Origin of the sequence: Mesorhizobium sp. J8, from assembly GCF_016591715.1 — a bacterium.
Taxonomy (GTDB): Bacteria; Pseudomonadota; Alphaproteobacteria; order Rhizobiales; family Rhizobiaceae; genus Mesorhizobium.
Genome location: NZ_AP024109.1, coordinates 129556 through 149684, shown reverse-complemented (window position 1 = coordinate 149684; position 20129 = coordinate 129556). Strand labels below are relative to the sequence as shown.

Below are 20129 nucleotides of genomic sequence, written 5' to 3'. Positions count from 1 at the left end.
CCGAGACTTTTAAAATTTGAAGCGAGACGCCATTTTCACACGTCGTGACGCGCATAAGTTGTGGATAAAATCAGCGACGGCATGCCATAAGAAATCCATGACAACGACACCCGATCCCGCCCGCTTCGCCCATGTCACGGACTGGGTGTTCGACCTCGACAACACGCTCTATCCGCATCACTCGAACCTGTTCGCGCAGATCGACGTGAAGATGACCGCCTATGTCGGCGAGCTGTTGACGCTTTCGCGCGATGACGCGCGCAAGCTGCAGAAGGAGCTCTACCTGGAATACGGCACGACGCTGAACGGGCTGATGAAGCGGCACGGCATCGATCCCGACGATTTCCTTGAGAAAGTGCACGACATCGACTATTCGCGGCTGGTGCCGGATCCCGTGCTGGGCGCTGCGATCCGCCAGCTTCCCGGGCGCAAATTCATCTTCACCAATGGCGACCGCAGGCATGCCGAGCGCACCGCGCGCCAGCTCGGCATATTGGAGCATTTCGACGACATCTTCGACATCGTCGCGGCGGGGCTGAACCCCAAGCCGGAGCGGCAGACCTATGAGCGCTTTGCCGAATTGCACTCGGTGACCGGCCATAATGCGGTGATGTTCGAGGATTTGGCGCGCAATCTGGCCGTGCCGAAAACGCTCGGCATGACGACCGTGCTGGTGGTGCCGCGCAATTTCGAGCCGACCTTCTCGGAGATCTGGGAACGCGACCCGGCCAACGAGGACGACGTGGATTTCGTCACCGACGATCTCGCCGGCTTCCTGACCGCGATCGTCGACGTGACGGCATGAACTCTGGTTGCCTGCTAAGGGTTATGCCTTGAAGATTGGCCGAAACGCCCCGGCCTTGTCATCCACGGGCGGAGCAAGGAGCGTAGCGACGCGCGCAGACCCGAGCACCCATTGCGTGACGTCGGCTGTAAGGTGCAGCGGTGCAGACGCTTCAATGTAACAGAATGGATTCCAGGGTCTGCGCGACGCCGCTTCGCGGCTGCTCCGCCCTGGAGTGGCGATCGCGATAGGCGTTTCGGCCAATCTCCTGAGCCGACCGGTCAAAATTCCTGTGCACTGCCTCTAGTCGAAATCCGGAATCGTGCCGGGCGGCAGCCTCAGCCGGCCGTTCAGCTCCTTCAGATACCGGCACCAGTCCGGAATGCGTCCGGTTCCATTGCCGTTGCTGTCGGACGAGTAGCCATTGCCGTGGCCATTGCCGCAATTGGCGTTGCCGTTGAAGTTGGCGCCGTTGAAATTGCCGCTGAAGCTCCCGGTATTGCCGTTGCCGTTGAAATTGCCGCTGTTGCCATTGCCGTTGAAGTTGCCGGTATTCCCGTTGCCGTTGAAATTTCCGGTATTGCCAAGGCCGTTGATGACGCCGGCTCCGATCGGGAGGTCGGAAATCCTGACCAGGGTCGAGGCATCGGCGGCCAGGAACGCGGCAAGCAGCGTAGCGAGCGCGAGGCCGTTGCCGTCAAGCGGCCTCGCCGCCATCCAGCGCCCGCGAGGCCGGACGGACGCGGGTGATCTCAAGCCGGTCATCGATGGTTTCCCCGGCCGTTGGAGTTGCCGTTGAAGGCGCCGACATTGCCGTTGCCGTTGAAGTTGCCGCCGTTGAAGTTGCCGTTGCCGGCGCCGATGTTGCTGTTGCCGTTGTATCGGCCGGTGTTGGCGTTGCCGTTGAAGGCGCCGATGTTGCCGTTGCCGCTCGTCGGCGAGGTGTTGTTGTTGCCGTTGAACGCGCCGACATTGCCGGTGCCGCTGTTGAAGGCGCCGACATTGCCGGTGCCGCTGTTCTTGTAGCCGACATTGCCGCCGAAATTGCCGAGCGGGTTCATGCTCCTGACATTCGCACCGATGACATTGCCGTATTTGCCGACCGCTCCCTGGACGGCCGACATGCCGAAGGCCTGGCTGCCCGTCGCGGTGTCAGCCTTCGCCGCGGTTGCGCTCAACAATCCCAGGCATAGCGCCGGCCCCAGGCCTAGCACCGGTATGACATAGCGTTTCATCTGCCAGTTCCTTCCATGGCTTGGTTTTTGAAATCGGGACCTGTTTCCAAAAGGGACTTCGAAAAGGACTGGGACCGCCGGCGAGATGTCGCGATAGCCTTGCGCGGGGGACGGGCGCTTGGCTCGGCGGTCCCAGGCCATCAGCGTCTTTCCAAACCAAAGCCTGGCGACGCTGGCGGATGGACGGCGCTAGTGGTTGCCGTTGCCGTTTCCGTTGCCGTTGCCGGCGCCCCTGTTGCCATTGCCGTTGGCGTTGCCGTTGCTGATGCCGAAGTTGCCGTTGCCGTTGATGTTGCCGTTGCCCAGGCCGAAATTGCCGTTGCCGTTGCCATTGCCGTTGGCGGCGCCGGCATTGAGGTTGCCGTTATAATTGCCGTTGAAGGCGCCCATATTGGCATTGCCGTTGCCATTGCCGTTGCCGAGGCCGAAATTGCCGTTGCCGTTGAAGTTGCCGTTGAAGGCGCCGGTGTTGCCGTTGCCGTTGCCATTGCCGTTGCCGACGCCGACATTGCCGTTGCCGTTGCCATTGCCGCTACCGACCGAAAATGCGGATGCCGAACCGGTGAGAGCCGACAGGACGGCCGCGGCCAGGATGATCTTTCTCATGACGTTCTCCTTGGTTTGCGTTGAGCTTCCCGGCCAGTTCAAGATGACCGGGAGGACGCTTGAAGGATGCACGCAGGAATAGCGCCGATGAATTCGGGCTGATCGGCAGGCGCCGTCGGTTTTTCTTCTGATCCCGGTGTCGGGAAAAGTTGAAGGGATCGGGAAAAATCTGACACGCCCAAACGCACCCGACGGTGTATATTGCGCGGACATTCATGCCTTTTCTCGTCGACCCCGGGTGGCTTGCGATCCCCCGCGACGGCAATGGGAAGAGAAGGGTTGAAATGGGCGGGTATGACTATGGGCAAGGACGGCAAGGCCCTGCGCCGTAGACTGGCGCGGCGTTTGATCGCCGTGCAGGAAGAGCAGCGCCAGCGCCTGTCGCGCGAGCTGCATGACGATCTAGGGCAGATGCTGGCCAGCATCGCGCTGGAATTGCACAATGTCCGCGCTGGCTCCGGGGAGTTGGACGATCGCCTTGCGCGCGCCACCGTGCTCGTCGACCAGTTGAGCGCCAAGGTGCATGACGCGGCTTGGAATCTGCGGCCAGCGGATCTTGACCGGCTTGGGCTTCGCGCCTCGGTCGAGGATCTGGCCACCATGCTTTGCGCGCAGCTTGGCATTTCCTGCGACGTGGACCTCGAAGCGCTTTCGAGCCCGCTCTCTCGTGAAATCGCCCTGACCCTCTACCGCATTGCGCAAGAGGCCCTCACCAATGTCGGCAAGCATGCCGAACCGAGCCGCGTCAGCGTGACGGCGCACATTCACGACGACCGGATGCGCCTGACGATCGAGGATGATGGCCGCGGCTTTGACGGCGGTGCCGAACCGGGCCCGGGTCATCTGGGGCTTGCCGGGATGCGGGAGCGCCTTGCGCTGGTGGGAGGCGAATTGACCATCGAAACCGCCATGACGAAGGGGACCACCGTTTACGCGGACGTGCCTTTGGCAGGTTGAAGAGAGGACGAACGGCAGCGCTTTTCAGCGACAATGCGATCAGGCGGGGAAATGGCGGCTGCGGCCATTGGCCTGTTCGCGCTTCCGGCAAGTGTTTGTTTTTTGCGTGGTTGCGGATGGAAAGCTGCGATGCGGTTTTCCCAGAAATTCGTCTAAGTGAAGCGCTGCACATCCCGGACACCACGCCACGGCTTACAATCCGGGATCATTGGGTTAGGCGGGGGACGGCTTACCCGTCCCGGCCGTTAAGGCTTGTCGAGACAGACGGGCGTCCCGCGCCAGGCGGGGCAGTTGCCTAGACCATCAAGGACAAGAGGGACCCTTTCCGCGTGACAGGGCCTTTGGCAGACTGATGGAGGTTAAGGTGCACTGCAGGCGGATATTCGTGGTCGACGACCACCCGATCATCCTGTCCGGGGTAGGGGCGATGATCAACAGCCAGGACGACCTGACGATCGTCGGGCTTGCCGGGAATGCCGAAGATGCCCTTGAGGGGATCGGCAAGACGCTGCCCGATGTCGCCGTGGTCGACATTTCGCTTCCGGGCGTCAACGGGGTCAGGCTGATCGAGCAGCTCGGCGAACGCTTTCCCGAGATCAGCTGCATCGCGCTGACGGCGCACGAGGATCCCGGCTGCCTGCGTCAGGTGCTGGCGGCCGGCGGACGCGGCTTCGTGGTCAAGCGGTCGACCGCGACGGACCTGCTGCAGGCCATCCGCTGCGTATTGGCCGGCGACAATTATGTCGATCCGGCGCTTGCGGCTCGCATATTGAGCCCGCGCGGCGCCCCGCAGGGCGATCCCGGCAATCTCAGCGAACGGGAACGGTCGGTCATCCAGCTGGTGGCGCTCGGCTACAGCAACAAGGAAATCTCGTCCCGGCTCAACCTCAGCATAAAGACCATCGAGACCTATCGGACCAGGGCTACCGAGAAGCTCGAGCTGCGCTCGCGGGCGGCCATCGTGCGCTTCGCGCATTCGAATGGTTGGCTGGCCGAGTTGCCCATTTAGACAGGCCGGGCCGGGGTGCCGTCCCGGGTAGAGGAATTGGAGAACTGGGGAATTGAAGAACTGGAGAACAGACGAACGATCCGGGTGTCCTTTTTCCCCAATTCTTCAGCTCTCCAATTCCTCAGTTCCTACTCCCCCAACTTGTAGAAGCGGCGGATGATGTCCCAGGCTTCGTCGGCCGTGTCGACGAAATCAATGATGTCCTGATCGCCGGGCGAGATCGTGCCCTGCTCGGCGAGGAAATCGAGATCGATCGCCCTTTGCCAAAACGCCTTGCCGAACAGAATGACCGGCACGCGCTCCATGCGCCCCGTCTGGATGAGCGTCAGCGTCTCGAAGAACTCGTCCATCGTGCCGAAGCCGCCCGGAAACACCGCGACCGCCTTGGCGCGCATGACGAAATGCATCTTGCGGATGGCGAAATAGTGGAAATTGAAGCAGAGCTCCGGCGTGACATAGGCGTTGGGCGCCTGCTCGTGCGGGAGCACGATGTTCAAGCCGATCGACGGCGCGCCGACATCGTCGGCGCCGCGGTTGCCGGCCTCCATGACGCCCGGTCCGCCGCCGGTGACGACGACATACTCGCGATAATAGGAGGTGGCCGACTGCCGCGAGCACAGACGGGCGAATTTGCGCGCTTCCTCGTAATATTTGCTGTTCGCCTCGAGGTTCTTCTTCTGCGTCTCGTTCTTGGCCGCCCAGGCCTCGCCGCCCGGCTCCGGCAGGCGGGCGCCGCCGAACAGGATGACGGTCGAGCGGATGCCGCGTTCGGCGAGGATCATCTCCGGCTTCAGCAGCTCGAGCTGCAGCCGCACGGCACGCAATTCGCGCCGCGTCATGAAGTCGGGATCGTTCCAGGCCAGCCGGTAGGTTTCGGCACGTGTCTGCGGGGTATCCGGCACGCTTTTCGAGCGTTCCAGGTCCTCGTCCGAATGCGGCAGCGGCGTCCACCCTGCCTTTTCCATGGGAGTCATCGAATCCACCCGTCCAATTCCTTCACTTGCGCCGTCCCGTGACGCTGCCGCGATTGACCCCCATTGAGCCTTAACATAGGGTCCGCGCGACTTTTAAACAGGTTAAGGCTCAGCGCCTTAACAGCTTGGTAATGGAGCGGAATCATGTCGAAGCCCGATCTGGCGAGCCTCGAAAAGACCATCGAAAAGGCTTTCGAGGAGCGCGAAGCGATTTCGACCGCGACGCGCGGCGAGACGCGCGACGCCATCCAGGCGGCGCTCGACCTGCTCGATCGCGGCGTCGCCCGCGTCGCAGAGCGGCAGGACGACGGCAAGTGGCACGTCAACCAGTGGCTGAAGAAGGCGGTGCTGCTCTCCTTCCGGCTGAATCCGATGGAGATCATCAAGGGTGGTCCCGGCCAAGCCGTCTGGTGGGACAAGGTGCCGTCCAAGTTCGACGGCTGGAGCGCGGTCGACTTCGAGAAAGCCGGCTTCCGCGCCGTGCCGTCCTCGATCGTGCGCCGCTCGGCCTATGTCGCGCCGGGCGCCGTGCTGATGCCGTCCTTCGTCAACGTCGGCGCCTATGTCGATTCGGGCACTATGGTTGACACTTGGGCCTCGGTCGGTTCCTGCGCCCAGATCGGCAAGAACGTGCATCTTTCCGGCGGCGTCGGCATTGGCGGCGTGCTGGAGCCGATGCAGGCCGGCCCGACCATCATCGAGGACAATTGCTTCATCGGCGCGCGCTCCGAAGTGGTGGAAGGCTGCATCGTGCGCGAAGGCTCCGTGCTCGGCATGGGGGTGTTCATCGGCCAGTCGACCAAGATCGTCGACCGCGCCACCGGCGAGGTTTTCTACGGCGAGGTGCCGGCGAATTCCGTGGTCGTCGCCGGATCGCTGCCGGGCAAGCCGCTGCCCAATGGGGAGCCGGGTCCGAGCCTCTATTGCGCCGTGATCGTCAAGCGCGTCGACGCCAAGACCCGCTCCAAGACCTCGATCAACGAGTTGCTGCGCGATTGATCCTGCCTAAAGCGCGTCGCGATCTTTCAGATTCGCTCCCTGCGCTTTAGGTTTTTGATCTTGCGCATGTCTTTCTCCCGAAACCGGTTCCCACTTTCGGGAGACATGCTTTAACGGAGCGGACGCGATTGTCGGAAAGATCGCAATTCCTGTGGGTGTTCTTCAGCCTTTCGGGGCGGCTGAGCCCGGTCGCCTACGCGCTGGCCGGGGTCCTGCTGGTGCTTGTCCAATTTTTCCCGTTCTACCAATTCGCGCGGGTGGAGCTAAACACCGCAGCCAGCCAGAACTGGGCCATGATCTGCTGGGGGGTGCTGCTGATCTCGGCCTGGGCCACCTTCGCGGTGACGGCAAAGCGCTTCCATGATTTCGGCAAGCCGACCTATTTTGCGCTGATCTCGCTCATCATCGGGCCGATCCTGCTGATCATCCTGTCCTGTTTCCGCGGCGATCCCGGACCGAACCGCTACGGCAGGCGCACCAATGCGCCAGGCGACAGCTGAGACCGCCATGCGCTACCGCACGCTCGATCCGACGCGGATCATCGAGACGGCGCAAAGGCTGGAGGAGCGTATCGCCGAGCGTTTTCCGGAAAGGGGCCTGCGCGCCATTGCCGCTGAACTGGTGTCGCTGTCGCGGGACCTCGCCGAGGCCGCCAAGGAACTGGAGGCCCCGATCTGGTGGCTGCGCGGCGTCATCGTCGCGGCGTTCGTCGCCGGCGTGGCGATGTTCCTGTTCGTCGGCACGATCCTGCCGCTCGACCGCATCTCGGGCGCCGACGACGCCGTGCAGTCGATGCAAGGCATCGAAGCGACGATCAATACGGTCATCCTGGCCGCGCTCGGTTTGCTGGCGCTGATCCGAACCGAGGAGCGGATCAAGCGCAAGAAAGTGTTCCGGCAGTTGCACGGGCTGCGCTCGCTGATCCATGTCATCGACATGCATCAATTGACCAAGGATCCGGCGGCGCTGGCGGCCGACTTCAAGCCGACCCCGCACTCGCCCGCCCGCATAACCAACGCGGCCGACCTCGCCCGCTATCTCGATTATTGCTCGGAGATGCTGTCGATCACCGGCAAGATCGCGGCGCTGTTCGCGCAGTCGGTCAATGACGACGTCGTCGTCAATGCCGTCAACGACATCGAGAACCTGTCGTCCAACCTGTCGCGCAAGATCTGGCAGAAGATCACGCTGATCGAGGACCGGCGATAGAGCGCTCCTAAACCGCGTCGCGACCATTCAGATTCGCTCCATGCGCTTTAGGTTTTTGCTTTTGCGCATGCCTTTATCCCGAAATCCGTTCCCACTTTCGGGAGACATGCTCTAAACCGCTTCCGGCCCGAGCCCGGGCGGACCACGCTTTGCCGCTTCCGCCTGACGCACCAGCGCCGCGACGCGGTCGTTGACCGGCGTCGGAGTGCCGGTTTGCCTGGCCAGTCGAATGACTGCGCCCTGCAATTCCTCGATTTCTGTCGGACGGCCGCGCTTGAGGTCGTCCCACATCGAGGAGCGGGCCCGAGGGTCGATCGCCAGCATGCGGCGGGCCAGAAGCCCGAACAGCCAGTCGGGGAGGCGCAGCACTTTCGGCAGCAGCGCCGGCGGCAGGCCGGTGATGCGCGCCGGCGTGATGCCCGCGGCTTTCATCGCCGCGAGCGCCTCCTCGATCTCGGCGGCGAGGATGACGCGCCAGCTTCGGTCGGCCAGTTGCCTGGCCAGCGGCAGATCGGAGAGCGCCACCAGCGCATTGTTGAGGTTCATCAGCAATTTACCCCACTGCACCGCCTTCATGTCGGCGCGCGCTTCGACGGCAAGCCCATCGACACCGAGCAGACCGGCAAGGCTGTCGACACCGGTATCGATCATCACCTCTCCCTGGCTGGCGCGATGCGCATGGAACGGTCGCTCGCGATCGGGCGAGAGGACGACGTTGAACATGACCATGCCGGTCAGCACCCGCCGTCCCGGGAGCGCGGCGCGCAGCCGGTCGGCATTGTCGACGCCGTTCTGCAGGCTGACCACCACGGCATCCGGGCGGCCATGGGTGTCGATCAGCCTCGCCATCTCCGCGGTCGCGCCGCTCTTGACCGTCACCAGGATGACATCGGCCTCCGCCAGCGCGGTCGCCGGATCGTCAGTGGCCGTAATCGCTTGCGCCTCGAGGCAGCGGTCGCGGCCGTCAAGATCGCTGACGCGCAGCCCGCTTTCCCGCATGGCCTCGACGACGCCGCCGCGGCCGAGAAAGACCACCTCGCGCCCGGCGAGCGCCAGGCAGCCGCCGACATAGCAGCCGATGCTGCCGGCGCCGGCGACGGCAATGTTATTTTCATGCTTGGCCATGCAATCGTCCCGACTTGGCTCACGACTTGCGTAATAAATGCATGCCGTTTCTCCCAGAACCGCTGCACACTTCCGGGCGACATGCGTTTATACGACACGACAACCATATTGTCGGCGGCGTAATCGCCCACCATGTCCCACCCGTGACAGGTCCGCTGCTTTCGACTATCGCTTTGCCCATGACATTGCCGACCGACCCCGCCGCCAATCTCGCCGCCCTGATCCGCTGCCCGTCCGTGACGCCCGCCGAAGGCGGGGCGCTTGCCGCGCTGGAGGACATGTTGAAGCCGCTCGGCTTTTCGGTCGAAAGGCCAGTGTTCTCGGAAGACGGCACGCCGGACATCGAAAACCTCTATGCGCGGCGCTCGGGCAATGGCCCGCATCTGATGTTTGCCGGCCATACCGATGTGGTGCCGGTGGGCGATGAGGCGGCCTGGACGCATCCGCCCTTCGCCGCGGAAATCGCCAATGGCGAGATGTATGGAAGGGGCGCCGTCGACATGAAGGGCGGCATCGCCTGCTTCGTCGCCGCGGTGGCGCGCCATGTCGCCCGGAATGGCGGCCCGAAAGGATCGGTGTCGCTGCTCATCACCGGCGACGAGGAGGGACCGGCCATCAACGGGACCACCAAGCTGCTCGACTGGGCGGCGGCCAAGGGCGAGAAGTGGGACGCCTCAATCGTCGGCGAGCCGACCAATCCGGATGCGCTCGGCGACATGATCAAGATCGGCCGGCGCGGCTCGCTGTCGGGCAGCGTGACCGTGAACGGGCGCCAGGGCCATGCCGCTTATCCGCAGCTCGCCGACAACCCGGTGCGCGGGCTGATGAGCCTGGTCGACGCGCTGCTCCATCCGGTGTTCGACAAGGGAACGAAGGATTTCCAGCCGACCAATCTCGAAGTGACGTCGATCGATGTCGGCAATCCGGCGACCAACGTCATCCCGGCCAAGGCCACCGCCACCTTCAACATCCGCTTCAACGACAGCTGGGACGCCGAATCAGTGCAGGCCGAGATCCACAACCGGCTCGACCAGGCGGCGGGCCGCAAGAAATACCGGCCGGACAAGAAGACGCCGGTCGACTACGAGCTTGTTTGGCGCGACCGGCCGAGCCATGTCTTCCTGACCCGCGACGACAGGCTGATCGATACGCTGAGCGGCTCGGTCAAGGCTGTGGTCGGCAAGACGCCGGCGCTCTCCACCTCCGGCGGCACGTCGGACGCGCGCTTCATCAAGGATTATTGTCCGGTGGTCGAGTTCGGCCTGATCGGCAAGACCATGCATATGGTGGACGAGCGCGTCGCGCTTGCCGATCTGGAGACGCTGACGCAAATCTACGAACGCTTCATCGAAGACTGGTTCGGACAAGGCCTTTCGTGACCATGCTTTCGGCGGAAGAAACCTATGCTTCGCTGGCCGGCGCCTGGCGGCTGATGTTCGGCAGGGCCGACGGGCTGCGCCTGCTCGACCTCTCGGCGGACGGTTTCTGGAATTCCTTCTTCGCCATCGTCGTGGCGGCGCCGGCGCTGATCGTCGGCTGGGTGGGGATCGCCAACGAGATCGGCGATCCGGACGCCTTCGCCGGGCGCCTCGGCATGCTGATCCGGTTGGCGACGGTCGATCTCGGCTCCTGGGTGCTGCCGCTGGTGGCGCTGGCGCTGGTCGCGCCGCGCGCCGGCATCGGCGGCCGTTTCGTCCACTATGTCGTCGCGTCCAACTGGACGTCGGCGATCATCGCCTGGCTGATGCTGCCCTCGGCGCTGCTCAGGCTCTTCGTGCCCTCCAGCAGCGACGTCGCCAGCCTGGTGTCGCTGGTTCTGTTCGGCCTGTCGATGGTGCTGACCTGGCGCATGACCAACGCAACCATCGGCAAAGGGCCGGCGGTGGGTACGGCCGTGTTCGTCGGCATGTTCATCGCCTCGCTGCTCGTCCTGTTCGGCCTGCAGGCCCTGCTCGGCATCGACATACCGGACAGCACCCGGGGTTAGACGTCGGTGTCCTTGGCAATGGTGGATTTGCCGGGTACCTCCGGATAATCGACCCCGACAAGAAACAGCCCGTCCGGCGGGGCTACCTGGCCGCAGGCGGCGCGATCGCGCGCTTCGAGCGCCGCCTTGAGATCGGCGGCGCCCCAGGAGCCGTCGCCGACGCGCCTCAGCGAGCCGACCATCGAGCGAACCTGATTGTGCAGGAAGGAGCGCGCCGAGCTGCGCACCTCGATGAAATCGCCATTGCGGCCGACATCGAGGCGGTCAAGGGTGCGGACCGGGCTTTCGGCCTGGCACTGGGTGGAGCGGAAGGTGGTGAAGTCATGCTTTCCAAGCAGCACCTTGGCCGCCTCGTGCATGGCCTCGGCGTCGAGCCGCTTCGGCACCCACCAGACCTTGCCCTTTTCCAGCGCCGCCGGCGCCCGGCGGTTGAGGATGCGATAGAGATAGTGGCGACCGGTAGCGGAAAAGCGCGCGTCGAAGCCGTCGGCGACGACGGCGGCTTTCAGGATGACGACGCGCGCGCCTGCCGCCTGCAGATGCGCGTTGACCGCATCGCGCACCTTGTCGCCCGGCCGCGCTTTGGCGAGATCGACATGCGCCACCTGGGCGGTGGCGTGCACGCCGGCATCGGTGCGGCCGGCGGCCCGTATTCTTACGACTTCGCCGCAGAACTTCTCGATCGCCTGCTCGATCGCCTGCTGCACCGAGGGCTGGTCGGCCTGATGCTGCCAGCCCGCGAACTGGCTGCCGTCATATTCGATATCGAGCCGAAATCGCGGCATGCCAGCGGTGCTTTCGCCTTGGCCTTAAGCGGCCAAGGCGGTGAAGGCCGAAGCGTAGACCAGTCTGCCGGTCTCGGGCGCGTCGCCCCAGGCCAGGGCCTGCAGCGCGTCACCCTGATACTCGCTCTCGAAATTCGCGGCGCGGGCATGGGTGTAACCGAAACGGCCGTAATAGGTCGGATCGCCCAGGACGACGGCCAGCGCCTCGCCGGCTTCCTTGAGCCGCACATGCGCCTCGCGGATCAGCGCGCCGCCGATGCCGGTGCCGTGGAAGGAGGGCTCGACCGCCAGCGGCGCCAGCGCGACGGCCGCGAAACGCTTACCGCCATTCTGCACGTAAAGCCTGGAAAACAGGATGTGGCCGACGACCTGGCCGTCTTCTTCAGCCACCAGTTCGACGACGGCATCGCCGCCGGTGACCAATGCGTCGACCAGGCCGGCTTCCGCCTGCTGGCCAAAGGCATGCTCTTCGACGAGGCGGATCGCCTCGCGATCCCGCGGCGTCGCCGCGCGTATCGACATCATGCTCATGTGAGTTTCGTTCCTTTTGCGATCTTGGCTCCGCGCAGAAACTCCTGCGCGGCGGCAGGCCTTCCGCCCGCCCGTTGAACTTCGACCAGCCTGACCGCGCCCGATCCGCAGGCGACCGTCAGCCGGTCATCGAGAATTCCTCCCGACTCGCCGACGCCATCCGTGAGCGTCGAGCGAAGCAGTTTCAGCCGCTCCATGCGGCCGCCAATTTCGACCTCGCACCACGCGCCCGGAAAGGGCGAGAGGCCGCGAATGTGATTGTGGACTTCGCCAGAAGGCCGCGTCCAGTCTACGCGTGTCTCCGATTTATCGATCTTTCGGGCATAGGTCACCCCTTCCGCCGCCTGCGGGGTAAATGTCAGACAATTTATCCCCAACTGCGCGAGCGCCTCGACCATCAGCGAAGCGCCCTCCACCATCAGGCGGTCATGCAATTCGCCGGCCGTCATATCGGGTGCGATGGCGACTTTTTCAACCATTGCCACCGGCCCGGTATCCAGCCCCTCTTCCATCTTCATGATCATCATGCCGGTTTCGGCATCGCCGGCCATGATTGCGCGCTGGATGGGAGCAGCACCACGCCAGCGTGGCAAAAGCGAGGCATGGCCGTTGAGGCAGCCCAGCCTCGGTGCGTCCAGAATGGCCTTCGGCAGCAGCAATCCATAGGCAACGACGACAGCGACATCGGCCTGCAAGCCGGCAAAAACCTGCTGCTCGGCCTCGCTTTTCAGCGATGTCGGCGAGCGCACCTCGAGCCCCAGCTGCTCGGCTTCGCGCTGCACCGGGGATGGCGTCAATTCCAAACCGCGCCGGCCGGCGGCGCGCGGCGGCTGCGTGTAGACGGCCGCGATCTCGTGGCCGGCCTCGGCGATGGCGCGCAGCGTCGGCACGGAAAAATCCGGCGTGCCCATGAAGATGACGCGAAGCGGCATGAGGTGCTGCGATCCTGTTTTGCACTAGGCTCAGGTGCTCGCTCGGCCGAAAAGACGGCCCTAGCCCACCATCTTGCCCGGGGCCTTGTCCTTGGCGAGCTTCTTGAACTTCCGCACCACCATGTCGCGCTTGAGCTTCGAGATGTGATCGATGAACAGCACGCCGTTCAAATGGTCGATCTCGTGCTGCAGGCAGGTGGCCATCAGGCCTTCCGCCTGCATCTCCTGCAATCTGCCGTCGCGGTCGAGATATTTCACCCGCACGGAAGCCGGGCGCTCGACCTCGGCATAATAGTCGGGGATCGACAGGCAACCTTCCTCATAAACCGAGCGCTGGTCGGCGCTTTCGAGGATCTCCGGATTGATGAAGACATGCGGCTGAGGCGGCTCGCCTTCCTTGGCGAGGTCGATGACCAGCAGACGCCGCGGCACGCCAACCTGGATCGCCGCAAGGCCGATGCCCGGCGCGTCATACATGGTCTCCAGCATGTCGTCGGCGAGCTTGCGCAGATCGGCGTCGACGCGCTCGACCGGCTTGGAAACCTGGCGCAGGACGGGATCGGGAAGGATGATGAGCGGCTTGATCGACATGGCGTCTCACCTAAGACCTCACTTGACAAGCGTCAACCGGGGCATGCTCGGCCTGTTCACGTTTTGATCTGTGCCAGGACGCCGAATCGGTTATGCTGCCCCTCATGAACGACATGACCTCCATCCTTTCGCAACCAGTCGCTCGGCTTGGCGCCTCCACGATCACGCTCGGCCATGTGCTTGCCTTCACCATCGCCCTGTTCGTCGTTCTCTTCGCGGCGCTGGTCATAGCCTTGTGGCGCGCGGCCACGGCGCGCGCGGCCGCCGCGGCGGAAGCCGCCGATCACGCCCGCGACACCGAGGCCCGCATAGCCGACGTCCTGCAGGCGCAGGCCGAGATGCAGGGGCGCATGGGGGCGATCGCCGAAGTGTTCGGGGCGCGGCAGGCCGAGCTTACCCAGTCGCTCGGACAGCGGCTCGACGCCATGACCGGCCGTCTCGGCCAGACGATGGCCGAGCAGACCAAATCGACCCATGAAAGCCTCGCCAAGCTGCAGGAGCGGCTGGCGGTGATCGACACCGCGCAGGGCAACATCCAGTCCCTGGCCGGCCAGGTCGTGCAATTGCAGGCGATCCTCTCCAACAAGCAGACGCGCGGCGCCTTCGGCCAGTCGCGCATGGAAGCGATCATCGCCGACGGCTTGCCGCATGGCGCCTACGAATTCCAGGCGAGCCTCTCCAACGGCAGTCGGCCCGACTGCCTGGTGCGGATGCCGAACGGAGCGCCGATGCTCGCGATCGACGCCAAGTTCCCGCTGGAAGCGTGGAACGCCATCCGCGCCGCCGAAGGCGCCGACATGCAGAAGGTTGCGGCGCAGGCGTTCCGGCGCGACATCGAGGTGCATATCCGCGATATCGCCGAAAAATACCTGATCCAGGGCGAGACGCAGGACACCGCCTTCATGTTCGTGCCGTCGGAATCGGTGTTCGCCGAGATCCACGAGAATTTCGAGGCAGTGGTGCAGAAGGCGCATCGCGCCCGCGTCGTCATCGTCTCGCCCTCGCTCTTGATGCTGTCGATCCAGGTGATCCAGGCGATTTTGAAGGATGCCCGCATGCGCGAGCAGGCGCATCTGATCCAGGGCGAGGTCATCCGGCTGATGGAGGATGTGGCGCGGGTCGACGAGCGGGTGCGCCGGCTGCAAACGCATTTCGGCCAGGCGGCGCGCGACATAGACGACATCCTGGTGTCGACGTCGAAGGTGACCAAGCGCGGCCAGAAGATCGAGGCATTGGAATTCGCCGAGAGCGAGACCGAGCCCTCGCGAAACGCGGCGCCAAAGGCCGACGCCGGCGCGCGGGTGGCCGATTCAAAGACCGGCCAGCTCAGGCTGCGGGTCGTCGAAGGCGACGAGTAGCCGACGACGACGCCATCGCCAAGCTTGTCTCCATGACATTTTTTCGTTGGCGCGTTACGGTCTTTTCCGTGCACCATGGGCCACCCCGTTCTTCGCAAGGCCCTCGCCCATGATCACCCTGCCCGGCATCTCAGACATCCGCGCCGCCGCCGAGCGGCTTTCCGGCCTGATCGTCGAAACGCCGCTGATCGAATCGCCGGAGCTCAACAAGCGCCATGGCGGCCGCATCCTGTTCAAGCCCGAGACGCTGCAGCGCACCGGGTCCTTCAAGATCCGTGGCGCCTATAACAAGCTGTCGAGCTTGAGCGAGGAAGAGCGCGGCCGCGGCGTCGTGGCCTTCTCTTCCGGCAACCATGCGCAAGGCGTGGCGGCCTCGGCCGCAATGTTCGGCGTCAAGGCGGTGATCGCCATGCCGGCCGACGCGCCGGCGCTGAAAGTCGGCAATGTCCGCAAGATGGGGGCCGAGGTGGTGCCGTTCGACCGCTTCAAGGACGACCGGATGGCGGTCGTACGCCCCTATATCGAGAAGGGCATGGTGCTGGTGCCGCCCTTCGACGATCCGGCCATCATCGCCGGCCAGGGCACGATCGGCCTGGAGCTGATGCGGCAGGCCAAGGCGCTCGGCGTGGTGCTCGACGCCGTCGTCGTGCCTTGCGGCGGCGGCGGCCTCTCGAGCGGGATTTCCGTCGCCGTCAAGGACGCCTCGCCGCGCACGCAGGTCTGGGCGGTCGAACCCGAGCATTTCGACGACACGCGCCGCTCGCTGGCCAAGGGTGAGCGGGTCGCGAACCAACCCGGCCACAGCTCGATCTGCGACGCGCTGCTCACCGCCGAGCCCGGCGCCATCACCTTCGAGATCAACCGGAAAAATCTCGCCGGCGCCATCGCCGTCTCCGACGCGGCCGCCGCCCAGGCGATGCGCGACGCCATGGCCTATCTCAAGCTGGTGGTCGAGCCCGGCGGCTGCGTCGCGCTGGCCGCGTTGTCATCCGGCGAGATCGACCTCGCCGGCAAATGCGTGGCCGTGGTGCTGTCCGGCGGCAATGTCGATTTCGGCACTTATGCGGAGATCATGGCGGCGGCGTAGGGCGCTCTGCATATAAAAAGCGCCGCGTTCCTTCGCGCCCCCCTCTGGCCTGCCGGACATCTCCCCCACAAGGGGGAGATTGGCAGTTTCGGCGCCTCGCTCATTTTTGCGACGTCGGAGATTGGCGAAAGCCGGCGCGACATCGATCTCCCCCCTTGTGGGGGAGATGGCCGGCAGGCCAGAGGGGGGCGCTGTCCCGCCGACGTTGAACTATTCCTGGAGCCTCAATCCAGCGTGCGCCTGAACCGCACCAGCGCTACGCCGGCAAACAGCGCCACGAACACGACCAGCCAGCCGACTTCCGTCGCCACGGCCGGCAGCTCGGCACCCTTCAGCATGACCGCGCGCGTGATGCGCAGGAAATGCGTCAGCGGAAAGATCTCGCCGAAAGTCTGGGCCCAGCCCGGCATGCCGCGATAGGGGAACATGAAGCCCGACAGCATGATCGAGGGCAGGAAGAAGAAAAAGGTGAGCTGCAGCGCCTGCATCTGCGTGCGCGCGATCGTCGAGATCGTGTAGCCGAGCAGCACCAGCGACAGCACGAAGACCAGCACGGTCGAGAGCAGCAGCGACAGCGAGCCCATGAACGGAATGGCAAACAGAAGCTTCGCCGCGGCCAGCACCACCACCACCTGCACGGCGCCCACCACCAGATAGGGCAGCACCTTGCCCAGCATGATCTCCAGCGGGCTCGACGGCATGGCCAGAAGGTTTTCCATCGTGCCGCGCTCGGTCTCGCGCGTCAGCGCGATCGACGTCATCATCACCATCGTCATCTGCAGGATGACGCCGAGCAGGCCGGGAACGATGTTGTATTGCGAGATGCCTTCGGGGTTGTAGCGCCGGTGCACGACGACATCGAGCTGGCCGCGCGCCGCCTCCCTAGCGGTCTCCTCGGTACCTTGCGCCCTGAGCAGCGCCTGGCCGGCGACGGTGCTGAGCGTCGAGATCGCGCCGCTGGCCACGGCCGGATCGGTGGCGTCGGCCTCGATCAGGATCTGCGGGTTGTCGCCGCGCTCGACGCGGCGCGCGAAATCGGCGGGGATGGTGACGACGAACGAAACGTCGCCGCGCGCCATCAGGAACTCGGCTTCCTCTGCACTTTGCGCGACATGGTCGAAGCGGTAGTAGCCGGTGGTCTGCAGCGCCGACACCATGGCCCTCGTGTAAGGATCGCTGCTGGTCGCCACGAGCGCTGCCGGCAGGCTCTTCGGATCGTTGTTGATCGCATAGCCGAAGAGCACCAGCTGGATCAGCGGCACGCCGAGCATCATGGCGAAGGTGATGCGGTCGCGCCGCATCTGGATGAATTCCTTGATCAGCAGCGCGCCGAGCCTTGCGAAGGAGAAGACCGCGTTCATGCCATATTGTCCTTCGAGCCGGACATGAACTGGATGAATACATCCTCGAGGCTGGTCTCGCCGGGCTTCACCGTGACACCCCGGTGCTCCTTCTCGATGTCGGCGAGCGCCTTTTCGAGCGCCGCCTTGTCGGAGCCGACGACATGCAGCGTGGCGCCGAACGGCGCCACCTGGTCGACGCCGGGGCGGCCTTGCAGCGCCCGAGCCACCTGGTCGAGCCGCGGCCCCTGCAGCACGAAGGTGGTCAGCCCGGCATTCCTCACCACCTCGTCCACCGTGCCGGTGGCGAGCATCTTGCCGTAGGAGATGTAGCTGATGCGGTGGCAGCGCTCGGCCTCGTCCATATAGTGGGTGGAGACGAGCACGGTGAGCCCGCCGCCGGCCAGCCGATGGATCTCGTCCCAGAACTCGCGCCGCGCCTTGGGATCGACGCCCGCCGTCGGCTCGTCGAGCAGGAGCAGCTTCGGCTTGTGCATGATGCAGGCGGCCAGCGCCAGCCGCTGCTTCCAGCCGCCGGAAAGCGTGCCGGCCAGCTGGTTGCGGCGGCTCGTCAGGCCGAGTTCCCGAAGCGTGCGCGAAACATACTCCTCGACCGGCTTCAATTGGTAGAGACGCGCCACGAATTCGAGGTTCTCGCCGATCGTCAGATCCTCGTAGAACGAGAATTTCTGCGTCATGTAGCCGACTTCGCGCTTGATCTTGAGCGCGTCGGTGCGGATGTCGAAGCCGAGCACCGTGCCATCGCCCTCGTCCGGCGTCAGAAGCCCGCACATGATGCGGATGGTCGTCGTCTTGCCCGAGCCGTTCGGCCCGAGGAAGCCGACGATCTCGCCCTCGGCGACTGTCATCGTCACATGGTCGACGACGGTCTTGTCGCCGAAGCGCTTGACCAGGCCGCGAACGTCGATGGCGTTCATTGGCCGATATCCGCGAGATCGACGTCGACAATCTGGCCGGGCTGCAAGGGCCCCGCATTGCCGTCGGGCCGTGCCTCGACGAGATAGACCAGCTTCTGCCGGTTCTCGAGCGAATAGATTACCGGCGGCGTGAATTCGGGGTCGGGCGAGACATAGCTGACGCGCGCCTTGAGCCCCGCTCCGCAGCCGTCGCAATGGACGTTGAGCTCGGTGCCGACCTTGACCGACGAAAACGCGCTTTCGGGGACATAGACGCTGAGCTTCACGGCGCCGTCGGGCAGCATCGAGATCACCGGCGCGGTCGGCCCTGCCGTGTCGCCCGGGTTGCGGATGACGTCGTTGACGCGGCCGGGCGAGGGCGCCGTCAGCACCCGCTTCGACAGCCGCCACTCGGCCTGTTGCAAGCTCGACTGCGCCTGCTTCACCTGGTTGTCGGCGGCCTTGATGGTCTCGGGCCGCGCCGGCAGGTTGCCGACGGCAAGATTGGCCTCCGCCTGGCCGACCTGGGCATTGGCCGTCTCCAGTGAGGCCGAAGCGGTGTCGTAGTCAGCCTGGGTGCCGGTGCCGCGCTTATAAAGATCGCTGGCGCGGTCATATTTGCGCTTGGCGTCCGCCGCCTGGGCTTTGGCCATGTCGACCTCGGCCTTGAGCACAGCGATCTCCTCGGGACGCTTGCCGACCTGCAGGTCGGCAAGCTGCGCCTGGGCCTGGGCGAGCGCGGCCTTAGCCTGCGCCACCTCGATCCTGGCGTCGGCGTCCTCCAGCGTGGCCACCGCCTTGCCGGTCTCGACGCGATCGCCGCGTCTCACCGTCACCGTCGCCACCTGGGCCACTTCGATCGGCGCCATCAGCACATATTCGCCTTCGACATAGCCGACGGCCAAGGGTGCGGCCGGCGCACAGGCGCCGAACAGCTGGGCCGCGAGCGGCAGCGAACAGAGAAAGCTCATGATTTGCCCTTCTTGCCGGCGCGCGCATCGCGCGCCGCCAGCATTGCCCTGAGATTGTCGGTCGTGGCCGCCACCATCTTGGCGGCCTCTTCATTGCCGATCTCGCGCCAACCCATGCGACGCAACACCGCCTCGCGGCCGATGCGGAAATAGATGACCTGGCCGATCATGGTGAAGACCGTGAGCTTGGTCGCTTCGCTCTCGGCCGGCTCGCCGGTCGCCTGTTCCCAGATCTGACACAGCCGCCGGTGCGTCGGCTCGAACACACCGGCATAGATGCGGTCGAGCGCGGCGGTCGGGTGCGACAGCTCGCGAAGTACGAATTGTACGATCTCGCCGGCCTGCGGGCTGGCCACGACGAAACCCACCATCCGCTCCAGGGCCGCAAAGAGCTGTGCCCGCGCGGCTTCAGGGTTTGCCGGAGCGGCCGCATGGGTTGCGCCCAGCGCTTGGCCGGCGATGCCCTGGATGGTTTCGACGATGAAGTCGGCGGCGGCGGCGCGCAGGCCTTCCTTGCCGCCGAAATGATAGGCGATGGAGCCGATATTGGCCTTGGCTTCGGCCGCGATCTCGCGCGTCGAGGTGCCGTCGAAACCTTGCCGCCCGAACAGCTTGAGCGCAGCATGCACAAGCGCCGCGCGCGTCTGCTCGGCGGTGGTGGCCTCGCGTTGTTGCCTTTTTATGCCTGGCTGCCTGTTCATACTGGCACTTTAATCAATCGATTGATTAAAG

Annotated in this window: 23 protein-coding genes; 10 read left to right on the top strand and 13 right to left on the bottom strand. The window is 64.7% G+C overall.

What is annotated here, in order from left to right; translation table 11 throughout:
- The first annotated feature begins 97 nt into the window (after positions 1-97).
- Entirely contained in the window at positions 98-805 is a 708-nt protein-coding gene (locus tag MJ8_RS00785; RefSeq protein WP_201412643.1) for a pyrimidine 5'-nucleotidase, read from the top strand.
- A 282-nt stretch (positions 806-1087) separates the two neighbouring features.
- Here MJ8_RS00785 and MJ8_RS00780 read toward each other — a convergent pair whose 3' ends face one another.
- From MJ8_RS00780 to MJ8_RS00770, 3 genes are all read right to left on the bottom strand, one after another.
- Entirely contained in the window at positions 1088-1549 is a 462-nt protein-coding gene (locus tag MJ8_RS00780) for a hypothetical protein (protein ID WP_201412642.1), read from the bottom strand.
- Entirely contained in the window at positions 1546-2019 is a 474-nt protein-coding gene (locus MJ8_RS00775; RefSeq protein WP_201412641.1) for a hypothetical protein, read from the bottom strand. Before MJ8_RS00775 ends, MJ8_RS00780 begins: the two co-directional genes overlap by 4 nt.
- Before the next feature lie 189 nt (positions 2020-2208).
- The gene (locus tag MJ8_RS00770) at positions 2209-2625 is read right to left on the bottom strand and encodes a hypothetical protein (RefSeq protein WP_201412640.1); all 417 of its coding nucleotides are present in this window, start codon (positions 2623-2625) and stop codon (positions 2209-2211) included.
- A gap of 300 nt (positions 2626-2925) precedes the next feature.
- Between MJ8_RS00770 and MJ8_RS00765 the strand changes: the two genes are divergently transcribed.
- Both MJ8_RS00765 and MJ8_RS00760 read left to right on the top strand, forming a co-directional pair.
- Complete coding sequence (locus MJ8_RS00765) at positions 2926-3582, top strand: sensor histidine kinase (RefSeq protein ID WP_201412639.1); 657 nt, start codon at positions 2926-2928, stop codon at positions 3580-3582.
- A 385-nt stretch (positions 3583-3967) separates the two neighbouring features.
- Positions 3968-4591, top strand: coding sequence for a response regulator (locus MJ8_RS00760; protein WP_263649597.1), 624 nt, complete (start codon positions 3968-3970; stop codon positions 4589-4591).
- Between the two features lie 128 nt (positions 4592-4719).
- Here the strand turns inward: MJ8_RS00760 and MJ8_RS00755 are convergent, their stop codons facing one another.
- Complete coding sequence (locus tag MJ8_RS00755; RefSeq protein WP_116389968.1) at positions 4720-5565, bottom strand: LOG family protein; 846 nt, start codon at positions 5563-5565, stop codon at positions 4720-4722.
- Between the two features lie 144 nt (positions 5566-5709).
- On the opposite strand from MJ8_RS00755, the gene dapD reads away from it, so the two are divergent.
- The 3 genes from dapD to MJ8_RS00740 all read left to right on the top strand — a co-directional run bounded on the left by dapD (position 5710) and on the right by MJ8_RS00740 (position 7773).
- The gene (gene dapD / locus MJ8_RS00750; RefSeq protein ID WP_201412637.1) at positions 5710-6564 is read left to right on the top strand and encodes a 2,3,4,5-tetrahydropyridine-2,6-dicarboxylate N-succinyltransferase; all 855 of its coding nucleotides are present in this window, start codon (positions 5710-5712) and stop codon (positions 6562-6564) included.
- A gap of 128 nt (positions 6565-6692) precedes the next feature.
- Complete coding sequence (locus tag MJ8_RS00745; protein WP_201412636.1) at positions 6693-7064, top strand: DUF805 domain-containing protein; 372 nt, start codon at positions 6693-6695, stop codon at positions 7062-7064.
- 7 nt (positions 7065-7071) lie between these two features.
- Positions 7072-7773 carry a hypothetical protein gene (locus MJ8_RS00740; RefSeq protein ID WP_201415256.1) on the top strand — a complete coding sequence of 234 codons (702 nt, stop codon included), beginning with the start codon at positions 7072-7074 and terminating at the stop codon, positions 7771-7773.
- 111 nt (positions 7774-7884) lie between these two features.
- On the opposite strand, the gene MJ8_RS00735 is transcribed toward MJ8_RS00740, so the two are convergent.
- Positions 7885-8898 (bottom strand): 2-dehydropantoate 2-reductase, encoded by a 1014-nt coding sequence (locus MJ8_RS00735; protein WP_201412635.1) that lies wholly within the window; start codon positions 8896-8898, stop codon positions 7885-7887.
- A gap of 179 nt (positions 8899-9077) precedes the next feature.
- Here MJ8_RS00735 and dapE point away from each other — a divergent pair, with 179 nt between their 5' ends.
- Together dapE and MJ8_RS00725 are read left to right on the top strand one after the other, a co-directional pair.
- Complete coding sequence (gene dapE, locus MJ8_RS00730) at positions 9078-10277, top strand: succinyl-diaminopimelate desuccinylase (protein ID WP_201412634.1); 1200 nt, start codon at positions 9078-9080, stop codon at positions 10275-10277.
- Between the two features lie 2 nt (positions 10278-10279).
- A complete protein-coding gene (locus MJ8_RS00725; RefSeq protein WP_201415255.1) occupies positions 10280-10885 on the top strand; it encodes a transporter in 606 nt (201 codons plus the stop codon).
- Here the strand turns inward: MJ8_RS00725 and truA are convergent.
- Genes truA through def form a run of 4 tightly spaced genes read right to left on the bottom strand, consistent with a single transcriptional unit; the run spans position 10882 to position 13724 of the window.
- Complete coding sequence (truA, locus tag MJ8_RS00720) at positions 10882-11670, bottom strand: tRNA pseudouridine(38-40) synthase TruA (RefSeq protein WP_201412633.1); 789 nt, start codon at positions 11668-11670, stop codon at positions 10882-10884. The genes MJ8_RS00725 and truA overlap by 4 nt on opposite strands.
- 24 nt (positions 11671-11694) lie before the next feature.
- Positions 11695-12201 carry a GNAT family N-acetyltransferase gene (locus tag MJ8_RS00715; RefSeq protein ID WP_201412632.1) on the bottom strand — a complete coding sequence of 169 codons (507 nt, stop codon included), beginning with the start codon at positions 12199-12201 and terminating at the stop codon, positions 11695-11697.
- Positions 12198-13133: a methionyl-tRNA formyltransferase gene (fmt, locus tag MJ8_RS00710; RefSeq protein WP_201412631.1), complete on the bottom strand. Its 936-nt coding sequence runs from the start codon at positions 13131-13133 to the stop codon at positions 12198-12200. Before fmt ends, MJ8_RS00715 begins: the two co-directional genes overlap by 4 nt.
- A gap of 60 nt (positions 13134-13193) precedes the next feature.
- On the bottom strand, positions 13194-13724 hold the full coding sequence (gene def, locus MJ8_RS00705; protein WP_201412630.1) for a peptide deformylase: 531 nt from the start codon (positions 13722-13724) through the stop codon (positions 13194-13196).
- A gap of 104 nt (positions 13725-13828) precedes the next feature.
- On the opposite strand from def, the gene MJ8_RS00700 reads away from it, so the two are divergent.
- Positions 13829-15082: a DNA recombination protein RmuC gene (locus MJ8_RS00700; RefSeq protein ID WP_201415254.1), complete on the top strand. Its 1254-nt coding sequence runs from the start codon at positions 13829-13831 to the stop codon at positions 15080-15082.
- Positions 15083-15191: 109 nt separating this feature from the next.
- Positions 15192-16169, top strand: a complete 978-nt coding sequence (locus MJ8_RS00695) for a threonine/serine dehydratase (RefSeq protein WP_201412629.1) — start codon at positions 15192-15194, stop codon at positions 16167-16169.
- Between the two features lie 224 nt (positions 16170-16393).
- Here MJ8_RS00695 and MJ8_RS00690 read toward each other — a convergent pair whose 3' ends face one another.
- The 4 genes from MJ8_RS00690 to MJ8_RS00675 are packed head-to-tail and all read right to left on the bottom strand — an operon-like array spanning position 16394 to position 20098.
- Positions 16394-17530 carry an ABC transporter permease gene (locus tag MJ8_RS00690; protein ID WP_201412628.1) on the bottom strand — a complete coding sequence of 379 codons (1137 nt, stop codon included), beginning with the start codon at positions 17528-17530 and terminating at the stop codon, positions 16394-16396.
- The gene (locus tag MJ8_RS00685) at positions 17527-18447 is read right to left on the bottom strand and encodes an ABC transporter ATP-binding protein (protein WP_201412627.1); all 921 of its coding nucleotides are present in this window, start codon (positions 18445-18447) and stop codon (positions 17527-17529) included. The genes MJ8_RS00690 and MJ8_RS00685 overlap by 4 nt, the downstream gene beginning before the upstream one ends.
- On the bottom strand, positions 18444-19397 hold the full coding sequence (locus tag MJ8_RS00680; RefSeq protein WP_201412626.1) for an HlyD family secretion protein: 954 nt from the start codon (positions 19395-19397) through the stop codon (positions 18444-18446). Before MJ8_RS00680 ends, MJ8_RS00685 begins: the two co-directional genes overlap by 4 nt.
- Positions 19394-20098 carry a DUF1956 domain-containing protein gene (locus MJ8_RS00675; protein ID WP_201412625.1) on the bottom strand — a complete coding sequence of 235 codons (705 nt, stop codon included), beginning with the start codon at positions 20096-20098 and terminating at the stop codon, positions 19394-19396. The genes MJ8_RS00680 and MJ8_RS00675 overlap by 4 nt, the downstream gene beginning before the upstream one ends.
- Between the last annotated feature and the right edge of the window lie 31 nt (positions 20099-20129).

Excerpts from the sequence above, each read along its gene's own strand:
- MJ8_RS00785 (WP_201412643.1), top strand. The coding sequence starts at position 98 with ATGACAACGACACCCGATCCCGCCCGCTTCGCCCATGTCACGGACTGG.
- MJ8_RS00780 (WP_201412642.1), bottom strand. The coding sequence starts at position 1,549 with ATGACCGGCTTGAGATCACCCGCGTCCGTCCGGCCTCGCGGGCGCTGG.
- MJ8_RS00775 (WP_201412641.1), bottom strand. The coding sequence starts at position 2,019 with ATGAAACGCTATGTCATACCGGTGCTAGGCCTGGGGCCGGCGCTATGC.
- MJ8_RS00770 (WP_201412640.1), bottom strand. The coding sequence starts at position 2,625 with ATGAGAAAGATCATCCTGGCCGCGGCCGTCCTGTCGGCTCTCACCGGT.
- MJ8_RS00765 (WP_201412639.1), top strand. The coding sequence starts at position 2,926 with ATGGGCAAGGACGGCAAGGCCCTGCGCCGTAGACTGGCGCGGCGTTTG.
- MJ8_RS00755 (WP_116389968.1), bottom strand. The coding sequence starts at position 5,565 with ATGACTCCCATGGAAAAGGCAGGGTGGACGCCGCTGCCGCATTCGGAC.
- dapD (WP_201412637.1), top strand. The coding sequence starts at position 5,710 with ATGTCGAAGCCCGATCTGGCGAGCCTCGAAAAGACCATCGAAAAGGCT.
- MJ8_RS00740 (WP_201415256.1), top strand. The coding sequence starts at position 7,072 with ATGCGCTACCGCACGCTCGATCCGACGCGGATCATCGAGACGGCGCAA.
- MJ8_RS00735 (WP_201412635.1), bottom strand. The coding sequence starts at position 8,898 with ATGGCCAAGCATGAAAATAACATTGCCGTCGCCGGCGCCGGCAGCATC.
- dapE (WP_201412634.1), top strand. The coding sequence starts at position 9,078 with ATGACATTGCCGACCGACCCCGCCGCCAATCTCGCCGCCCTGATCCGC.
- MJ8_RS00725 (WP_201415255.1), top strand. The coding sequence starts at position 10,280 with ATGCTTTCGGCGGAAGAAACCTATGCTTCGCTGGCCGGCGCCTGGCGG.
- truA (WP_201412633.1), bottom strand. The coding sequence starts at position 11,670 with ATGCCGCGATTTCGGCTCGATATCGAATATGACGGCAGCCAGTTCGCG.
- MJ8_RS00715 (WP_201412632.1), bottom strand. The coding sequence starts at position 12,201 with ATGAGCATGATGTCGATACGCGCGGCGACGCCGCGGGATCGCGAGGCG.
- fmt (WP_201412631.1), bottom strand. The coding sequence starts at position 13,133 with ATGCCGCTTCGCGTCATCTTCATGGGCACGCCGGATTTTTCCGTGCCG.
- def (WP_201412630.1), bottom strand. The coding sequence starts at position 13,724 with ATGTCGATCAAGCCGCTCATCATCCTTCCCGATCCCGTCCTGCGCCAG.
- MJ8_RS00700 (WP_201415254.1), top strand. The coding sequence starts at position 13,829 with ATGAACGACATGACCTCCATCCTTTCGCAACCAGTCGCTCGGCTTGGC.
- MJ8_RS00695 (WP_201412629.1), top strand. The coding sequence starts at position 15,192 with ATGATCACCCTGCCCGGCATCTCAGACATCCGCGCCGCCGCCGAGCGG.
- MJ8_RS00690 (WP_201412628.1), bottom strand. The coding sequence starts at position 17,530 with ATGAACGCGGTCTTCTCCTTCGCAAGGCTCGGCGCGCTGCTGATCAAG.
- MJ8_RS00685 (WP_201412627.1), bottom strand. The coding sequence starts at position 18,447 with ATGAACGCCATCGACGTTCGCGGCCTGGTCAAGCGCTTCGGCGACAAG.
- MJ8_RS00680 (WP_201412626.1), bottom strand. The coding sequence starts at position 19,397 with ATGAGCTTTCTCTGTTCGCTGCCGCTCGCGGCCCAGCTGTTCGGCGCC.
- MJ8_RS00675 (WP_201412625.1), bottom strand. The coding sequence starts at position 20,098 with ATGAACAGGCAGCCAGGCATAAAAAGGCAACAACGCGAGGCCACCACC.